Annotated in this window: 4 protein-coding genes; all 4 read left to right on the top strand. The window is 60.1% G+C overall.

Features of this window, described 5'->3' with window-relative positions:
* Window positions 1-566 (top strand): nitrogenase component 1 (locus BQ17_RS01115; protein WP_305118695.1); only part of this gene is annotated, 566 nt, incomplete at its 5' end.
* A 186-nt stretch (window positions 567-752) separates the two neighbouring features.
* Window positions 753-2,324, top strand: coding sequence for a nitrogenase molybdenum-iron protein subunit beta (gene nifK, locus BQ17_RS01110; protein ID WP_089723920.1), 1,572 nt, complete (start codon window positions 753-755; stop codon window positions 2,322-2,324).
* 46 nt (window positions 2,325-2,370) lie between these two features.
* Window positions 2,371-2,586 carry a putative nitrogen fixation protein NifT gene (gene nifT / locus BQ17_RS01105; protein ID WP_089723919.1) on the top strand — a complete coding sequence of 72 codons (216 nt, stop codon included), beginning with the start codon at window positions 2,371-2,373 and terminating at the stop codon, window positions 2,584-2,586.
* Between the two features lie 112 nt (window positions 2,587-2,698).
* Complete coding sequence (locus BQ17_RS01100; RefSeq protein WP_089723918.1) at window positions 2,699-2,893, top strand: 4Fe-4S binding protein; 195 nt, start codon at window positions 2,699-2,701, stop codon at window positions 2,891-2,893.
* Window positions 2,894-3,316 lie beyond the last annotated feature (423 nt).

Raw genomic sequence — 3,316 nt, 5'->3', positions numbered from 1 at the left:
AGTACAACTTCTTTGGTCCCACCAAGATCGCCGAGTCCCTGCGCGCGATCGCTACCCGCTTCGACGACACCATCCAGACCAACGCCGAGCAGGTCATCGCCAAGTACCAGGCACAGTCCGAGGCGGTCATCGAGAAATACCGGTCACGTCTGGAAGGGAAAAAGGTGATGCTCTATGTCGGCGGTCTGCGCCCGCGGCACGTGGTCGGCGCCTATGAGGACCTGGGGATGGAGGTAGTGGGCACGGGCTATGAGTTTGCCCATAACGACGACTACGACCGCACGATCAAGGAGATGGGTGACGCGACCCTGCTCTACGACGACCTCACCGCCTACGAGTTCGAGGTGTTCGCCGATAAGCTCAGGCCCGACCTGATCGGCTCCGGCATCAAGGAGAAGTACATCTTCCAGAAGATGGGCATCCCCTTTCGGCAGCTGCACTCCTGGGATTACTCCGGTCCCTATCACGGCTACGACGGCTTTGCCATCTTCGCCCGCGATATGGATATGACCATCAACAATCCCTGCTGGAAGGAGCTGCAAGCGCCTTGGCTGAATGATGAGTGATGAGTGATGAGTGATGAGTGATGAATGATGAATGATGAATGATGAATAAGGAGTGAGGAGTGAGAGATAACCTCATACTCACCACTCATCACTTGACACTCATCAGAACTTGCTCCCACGCTGGAGCGTGGGAGCCAGAGATGTTGCCGTCCGTCCGCGGATCAGCGGCGCGGCAGGAGACCACGCATGAGCCAGACAGTCGAAGACATCAAGCCGAGCTACCCTTTGTTTCGTACGGATGACTATCAGGAGGACCTCGCCAAAAAGCGGGCCCGCGTCGAGGAATGCTACGACCCGGAGCGGATGGAGGAGGTGTTCCAGTGGACCACGACCGAGGAATACCAGGCGCTCAACTTCCAACGCCAGGCCCTGACTATCAACCCGGCCAAGGCCTGCCAGCCCCTGGGCGCCGTGCTCTGTGCCCTCGGTTTCGAGAAGACCCTGCCCTATGTGCACGGCTCCCAGGGCTGCGTAGCCTACTTCCGTACCTACTTCAACCGTCACTTCAAGGAGCCGGTGGCCTGCGTGTCCGACTCCATGACCGAAGACGCGGCGGTCTTCGGCGGCCAGAAGAACATGTTCGAGGGTCTGAAGAATGCCAAGGTGCTCTATAAGCCGGAGATGATGGCGGTCTCGACCACCTGCATGGCCGAGGTCATCGGCGATGATCTCAACGCCTTCATCAACAACGCCAAGCAAGAGGGCCATATCGAGCCGGAATTCCCGATCCCCTTCGCCCACACCCCGAGCTTCGTCGGCAGCCACACCACCGGCTGGGACAATATGTTCGAGGGGTTCCAGCGTTACTTCACGCTCAACGCCATGGACGACAAGGCGGTGGGGTCCAACGGCAAGCTCAACCTGGTTCCCGGCTTCGAGACCTATCTCGGCAACTACCGGGTCATCCACCGCATGCTGCGGGAAATGGGCGTCGACTACAGCCTGCTGTGCGACCCCAGCGAGGTGCTGGATACGCCGGCGGACGGTAAGTACCGCATGTACGACGGTGGCACCAGCCAGGATGAGATGAAGGATGCGCCCAATGCCATCGATACCCTATTTCTCCAGCCCTGGCAGTCCGTGAAGTCCCGGAAGTTCGTCAAGGGTACTTGGCGTCAGCCCGCCTCCGAGATCCATATCCCGATGGGCCTGGCCTGGACCGATGCCTTTTTGATGCAGGTCTCCGCGCTCACGGGCAAGCCGATCCCCGCCTCCCTGACCAAGGAGCGGGGTCGCCTGGTGGACATGATGACCGATAGCCACGCCTGGCTGCACGGTAAGAAGTTCGCGCTCTATGGCGATGCCGATTTCGTCCTGGGGATGACCAAGTTCCTGCTGGAGCTGGGGGCCGAGCCGACCCATGTGTTGGTCCAACACGCCAACAAGCGCTACAAGAAGGCCCTGGAACAGCTGTGTGCCGAGTCCCCCTACGGCCGCAACACCCAAACCCATATCGGCAAGGACTTATGGCACTTTCGCTCCCTGATGTTCACCGACAAGCCGGATTTCATGATCGGCAACTCCTACGGCAAGTTCATCCAGCGTGACACCCTGCACAAAGGCAAGGCGCACGAAGTCCCACTGATCCGCATCGGGTTTCCGATCTTCGACCGTCACCACCTGCACCGGATGACCACCCTAGGTTACGAAGGCGCCATGTACCTGTTGACCACCCTGGTCAATGCCGTGCTGGACCGGCTCGATGAAGAGACCCGGGAGATGGGCGTCACCGACTACAACTACGACCTGATTCGATGATCGTCCGGTGCCACCGGCGATCCGGAGCCAGGCGGGAGCGCGTCATATGCCCAATGTAATGATCAGGACCAACGACGCCGGAGACCTACTCTTCTATGTCGCCAAGAAGGACCTGGAAGAGACCATCGCCGCGGTAGAGGTGGATACGGCGTCCGCCTGGGGCGGGACGGTGGAGCTCACGGACGGCTCCAAGTGGTACATCGACCCGGTGCGCCCGCGGCCCGAGTTTCCGGCTACCCTGCGCTTCAAACGGGGGGATTAGGGCGTGTTGACCTTTAGAAGGTCCGCGCAGCGGACCCTACAGCCAATCAGGTGGTCAGCGTAGGGTCCGCTGTGCGGACCGCGGGGCTGCCAATCAAACCAGGAGACCCATCATGGCCTTACAGATCGTGCGCAACGTCTGCACCGCCTGTGGCGACTGCGAGCCGCTTTGTCCGACCAAATCCATCACACCCTTCAAGGGCGTCTACAAGATCGATGCCGAGACCTGCACCGAGTGCGAGGGCGAAGCCGACATGCCCCAGTGTCTCAGTGTCTGTATGGAAGACGACTGCATCATCGGGGCGTGACCCGGACCCTGGGGCGCGAAGGATCGTGACGTAGGGTGGTGTGCCCGCCGGGTAGTGCATCTGCGTACAAAAACGGGAACAAAAACCACGAATGCACACGAATGGACACGAATCCTTGCATCGGCCCAAAAAGCCCCTCCCCTAGTAAGGGTGTCGCAAAAGGGTAGGGCGGGAAAGCGTAGCGCATCCCGCCGTTAGGATGCTCACCGGATAGGCTGTATTGGTGGGCACAGCCCACTAGGGGTTCTTGGGTCCGCACAGCGGACCCTACGCTAACCACTTGGTTGACCTTCTGGCTCCCACGCTCCAGAGACTGTGAAAGAATTCGCGCTTGGTCGTGGCAAGGGTAAACTACCAGCTGAGCTCGAACCGAGGGGCTGACCTTCATGGCGAGACGTTACAAGCGAGGGGTAGCCCGTGCCC

Source organism: Candidatus Thiosymbion oneisti (genome assembly GCF_900092655.1).
Lineage (GTDB): Bacteria > Pseudomonadota > Gammaproteobacteria > Chromatiales > Chromatiaceae > Thiosymbion > Thiosymbion oneisti.
Note: the sequence above shows the minus strand (reverse complement) of the source record. Positions and strands in the feature narration are given on the sequence as shown.

Coding starts and splice junctions, on each gene's coding strand:
- nifK (WP_089723920.1), top strand. CDS start 753: ATGAGCCAGACAGTCGAAGACATCAAGCCGAGCTACCCTTTGTTTCGT.
- nifT (WP_089723919.1), top strand. CDS start 2,371: ATGCCCAATGTAATGATCAGGACCAACGACGCCGGAGACCTACTCTTC.
- BQ17_RS01100 (WP_089723918.1), top strand. CDS start 2,699: ATGGCCTTACAGATCGTGCGCAACGTCTGCACCGCCTGTGGCGACTGC.